We start from the raw sequence: 4,581 nt of genomic DNA, 5'->3' as shown, positions 1-4,581 counted from the left end.
GTCGCCGCCAGGGCGGCGACGGCGGCGATGCCGAGGCTGCGCAGCGCGGCCCGCCCGAAGCCGTCCTGCTCGGCGAGGCGTTCGTACCAGCGCAACGACCAGCCCGGCGGCGGCCAGGCACCGTAGCCGGAGTCGTTGAAGGAGTTGACCACGACGAAGACCAGCGGGGTGACCAGGAAGGCCAGCCCGAGCAGGAGCGCGGTGAGGGTGAAGGCCCGGTTGCGGTTCATCCCCGCCTCCGTCCGGTCAGTCGGGCGGCGAGGCTGACGACACCGACCAGCGCGAGGGCGATGAACAGCAGCGCGTACGACTGCACGGCCGCCATCGGCCAGTCGACCGCACCGACGTTGGTGTAGACCAGCCCACTGAGCACCTGCACCCGGCCGCCACCGAGCAGGGCCGGGGTGGCGAACGCGCTGATGGTCAACGCGAAGCAGAGCTGGAGGCTGAGCACCACCCCGTACCGGGTCAGCGGGAAGGTGACCCGCCAGAAGACCTGGTGCCGGTTGGCGCCGAGATCGTGGGCGGCCGCGATGGCCGAGGCCGGCACCTGGGCGACGACGCCGAGCAGTGGGAAGACGGCGAAGGGCAGCAGGACGTGGACCATGGCGATCACCACTGCGGGGAAGCCGTACATCATCCGCAGCGGTGCCTCGATCAGCCCGATGTCGACCAGGAAGCGGTTGACCACCCCGCCGTCGCCGAGCAGCACGTTCCAGCCGTACGCCCGCACCACCACGCTGGTCAGCAGCGGCGAGAAGATGAGGAAGACGGCGACGGCACGCAGTGCCGCGCTGCGCATCCGGTGCAGTGCCAACGCCATCGGATAGGCGAGCGCCACCGCCAGCACCGCGCAGACCACGCCGAGGGTGACCGTGTCACCCAGGACCCGCCAGGTGTACGGGTCGTCGGCGAACCGGCGGACGTTGTCCAGGGTGACCCCGGTGCCGATGCGCCCGGCGGAGTACGGACGCAGGCCGAGTTCGGCGAGCTGGGCAAGGCTGCCCAGGAAGATGACGGTGAGCGGGACGAGAGCGGGCAGGACCAGGAGGTAGCGGGGTGCGGCGCGGCGCATCCGCTGCCTCCTGGCCGGTGCGGCGGCCCGGTCCGGCGCGGTCGGGGTGGTCTGGACCATGCCGGTCAGATGTTCGCCTTGATGTCGGCGTCCCAGCGGGACCGCCAGGCGGTCATGTTCTCGGCGACCAGACCCCAGTCGACGGAGATCAGCTTCTCGACGTTCGCCGGCTGGAATCCGGGCAGTCCGGCGAGTTCGGCCGGAAGGGTGACGGTGCCGTTGGCGGGTGTCTGCACCGCCGTCTCCGCCCACATCTGGCACCAGCGGGGGGAGAGCATCTCGTTGAGGATGTCGAGACAGATCTCCTGCTGGTTGTCGCTGTTGCCGGCCACGGTCTGCAGATAGACCGGGACCGCGATGGCACCTTCCTCCGGCACCACGTAGTCGACCGGCGCGCCGTCGGCCTTGAACTGGAGTCCGGTGCCGTTCCAGCAGCTCGTGATGTCGGCGGTGCCGTTGCTGAGCACCTGCTGCCACTCCGGATTGGCGGTGACCAGGGTGCGGATGTTGCGGGCCTTCTCCTTCCACAGCGCCCAACCGGGTTCCATGTTCTCCACCGACCCGCCGTTGAGCCGCGCGGCCATCATCACCACCTGCCACCAGTAGTCGAAGAGGGTGACCTTGCCGCGGTGCCGGTCGTCCCAGAGGTCGGCCCAACTCGTCGGGGCGGTGGTGATCGCCGTGGTGTTGTAGACGATGCCGATCTGGTCGGCACCGATGCCGATGCCGTTGGAGTTGGGACGGCGGAACGTGTCGCTGACGTCGGCGGCGTTGCTGAGGCTCGGGTAGTCGAGGGTGTTCCAGACGCCGTCGAGGTCGCCCTGGGCGGAGATCTGCGAGTTGAAGAAGCCCATGTTGACCAGCGGGCTGTCCGGCGTGGCCTGTCGCGCGGCGAGGATCTTCGGGTAGCCGACGGCGTTGCTGTCCTCGTAGATCTTGATCTCGACGTTCCGGTGCCGGCTCATGTAGTCCTCGGCGAACGCCTTCGGCATGTCGGCGAGCCGGTTGCCGAGGAAGGCGAAGATCGTGACGGTCTCCTTGCCCGGCGTGCCGCCGCCGTCCGACCGCTGGTCGGCGGGGTCGAGTTCGCGTCCGCACGCGCCCAGCGCCGGCACGGTGGCGGCCGCTGCCGCCGCGGCGAGGAAACTTCTCCGGCTGATCCGACCTTGTCTCATCGCGGAACTCCTTCCGCGGGCGGCCGTCACGGGTCGCCCGTCGCTCGCTGTGTCGGGGGTGGGAGGGGTGGCACGTTCGGCGCAGGCCGGGGCCGATCGTCGGCGGCGGGACGGTGCGGTGGGTCAGGCGCTCAGGACGACGGCGTCCTCCGGACGCCAGCGGACGGTGACCAGGTCACCCACCGGCAGGCGGTCGGCGTTCGCCGGGCGGACCGCGCGGAGCGCGAATCCGTCCACGGTCTCCAGGTCGTAGCGGATCTGTGGGCCGAGATAGGTGGCGCCGGTGATGCGGGCGGCGAGTCCCGGTGGGGTGTCGGTGCCGGCCGGTGTGTCCGGGTCGTCGGCGGTGGTTCCGGCCGTCGTGGTGTCCGGCCGGATCCGGACGTCCTCCGGGCGGACCGACAGGGCCACGCCGGTGCCCTCGGCGGCCACCCGCACCGCGCTCTCGCCGATCCGGGCACTGCCCTGCTCGACCGGGATCTCCAGGACGTTGGCGTCGCCGATGAAGCGGGCGACGAAACGGTCGGCCGGACGACGGTAGAGATCCTCCGCGCCACCGACCTGGCACAGTTCCCCGTCCCGCATCACCCCGATGCGGTCCGAGAGTGTCATCGCCTCGGTCTGGTCGTGGGTGACGAAGAGGAAGGTGGTGCCCGAGTTGCGCTGCACCTCGCGGAGCACCTGCTGCATCTGGTGCCGCAGGTTGAGGTCGAGCGCGGCCAGCGGTTCGTCGAGCAGCAGGACGGCGGGCCGATTGATCAACGCCCGCGCGATCGCCACCCGTTGCTGTTGGCCGCCGGAGAGCTGCTCCGGGTAGCGGCGCTGGTATCCGGAGAGTTCGACCAGTTCGAGGACCCGGTCGACGTCGGCGGCGCGTCGTTCGCGGGGCACCCGCCGCAGTTTCGGCCCGAAGGCGATGTTCTGCGCGACGTCGAGGTGGGGGAAGAGGCCGAGGTGTTGGAAGACCATGTTGGTCGGTCGGCGGTTGGCCGGCCGCCGTCCCATGTCCTCGCCCTTGATCCTGACCGTGCCGGTGGTCTGGGTCTCCAGGCCGGCGACGATGCGCAACGTGGTGCTCTTGCCGCAGCCGCTCGGTCCGAGCAGTGAGAAGAACTCCCCCTCACGGAGTTCGAGGTTGACGCCCCGGACGGCCGAGGCGTGACCACCGGGATAACTCTTGGAGATGTCGATGAGCTCGGCGACGGGAATCGCGTCGGATGTCATCGCACCTCCACGGCGTAACGTTTTGCCTTGGCGCTCACTATCAGCAGCGCCGACAACCGCCGTCAAGGGTGAGGCTGCAATTTCTTCCTGGTAGAGCGAGGTTTCCTCGACCAGGAGAGGGCGTCAAACGTATTGCCGTCGGGCGCATCCGGCCGAAGCGGACAGCGACTCGACCCCGCCCAGGCGGATGATCCGGATCGCCACGAGCGCAGGCTTCGCCGCCGACGGTGACCCGCCGGTCACTCCGGGGTGGTGACCGGGATGGTGCCGGTGTACGGGGACGCGGCCACCACGTTGAACGAGCGGATCCGGTAGTGATAGGTGACGCCTCGGGCCAGCCCGGTGTTGGTGAAACCGCGCCCGGTGACGGTGAAGGTCGCCAGCTCGCGGGTGAACGCGGCGTCCAGGGCGCGTTCCACGGTGAAGCCGGCGCCCGCGCCGGTGGGGGTGCTCGCCGCCCAGCCGAGCACGACGGTCGCGGTGTCCGGGCCGGGCGTGCTGGTGGCGACGCTGACCGCGGTGGGTACGCCGGGCACCGGCGGGGTGATCACGGTGGCCACCGTGGACCAGGGCGAGGCGACTCCCAGATAGGTGGTGCGTACCCGGTAGTAGTAGGTGGTGTCGGGGGCCAGCGCGGTGTCCAGGTGGTGGTCGCCGACGCCGATGGCGGTGGTGCCGGGGCCGCTGGTGAAGGTCGGGTTGGTGGCCCGCTGGACGTCGATGCCGGTGGCGAAGGAGCGGTTGGCCCAGCGCAGCGCCGCTCGCAGCGGGGCGGCCGGTGGGATGGTGGCGGTCAGGCCGGTGGGGGCGGCGAGCTGCACCGCCGCCGGAACGCTGTTCGACCAGGCGGAGCAGCTCACCGTGTTCTCCGCGCGCAGGCGGTAGTGGTAGGTCACGCCGGGGGTGATGGTGGCGTCGGTGTAGCGGGTCGCGGTGCCGGCCACGGTGATCTCGGTGAGGCCACCGGAGAAGGCGCAGTCGGTGGCCCGGTGCAGCAGGTGGCTGGTGGCGGCGGGCAGACTGCCGTTGCCGGTCCAGGTCAGGTTGATCGCCGGCAGGGCGGTGGCCGAGCCGGGGGCCGGGCTGGCGTTCAGGCCGGTGGGGGAG

3 protein-coding genes and 2 pseudogenes are annotated in these 4,581 nt (G+C 70.6%); all 5 read right to left on the bottom strand.

The genetic code is table 11. The annotated features are described in order from the left end of the window. Positions 1-230 (bottom strand): annotated as a pseudogene (locus EYA84_RS27170) (hypothetical protein); the annotation flags it as partial. Further along, positions 227-1,135 carry an ABC transporter permease gene (locus tag EYA84_RS27165; protein WP_131056608.1) on the bottom strand — a complete coding sequence of 303 codons (909 nt, stop codon included), beginning with the start codon at positions 1,133-1,135 and terminating at the stop codon, positions 227-229. The gene EYA84_RS27165 and the pseudogene EYA84_RS27170, both read right to left, overlap by 4 nt. Positions 1,136-1,140: 5 nt before the next feature. Then, on the bottom strand, positions 1,141-2,250 hold the full coding sequence (locus EYA84_RS27160) for a PotD/PotF family extracellular solute-binding protein (RefSeq protein WP_131056607.1): 1,110 nt from the start codon (positions 2,248-2,250) through the stop codon (positions 1,141-1,143). A gap of 123 nt (positions 2,251-2,373) precedes the next feature. Next, entirely contained in the window at positions 2,374-3,474 is a 1,101-nt protein-coding gene (locus EYA84_RS27155; protein ID WP_131056605.1) for an ABC transporter ATP-binding protein, read from the bottom strand. A gap of 239 nt (positions 3,475-3,713) precedes the next feature. Beyond that, a pseudogene (locus EYA84_RS27150) lies at positions 3,714-4,581 on the bottom strand (hypothetical protein); the annotation flags it as partial.

Origin of the sequence: Verrucosispora sp. SN26_14.1 (assembly GCF_004307965.1) — a bacterium.
GTDB lineage: Bacteria > Actinomycetota > Actinomycetes > Mycobacteriales > Micromonosporaceae > Micromonospora.
The sequence above is the reverse complement of the archived record's forward strand: the minus strand, read 5'-3'. Positions and strand labels throughout refer to the sequence as shown.

Coding starts and splice junctions, on each gene's coding strand:
- EYA84_RS27160 (WP_131056607.1), bottom strand. CDS start 2,250: ATGAGACAAGGTCGGATCAGCCGGAGAAGTTTCCTCGCCGCGGCGGCA.
- EYA84_RS27165 (WP_131056608.1), bottom strand. CDS start 1,135: ATGGTCCAGACCACCCCGACCGCGCCGGACCGGGCCGCCGCACCGGCC.
- EYA84_RS27155 (WP_131056605.1), bottom strand. CDS start 3,474: ATGACATCCGACGCGATTCCCGTCGCCGAGCTCATCGACATCTCCAAG.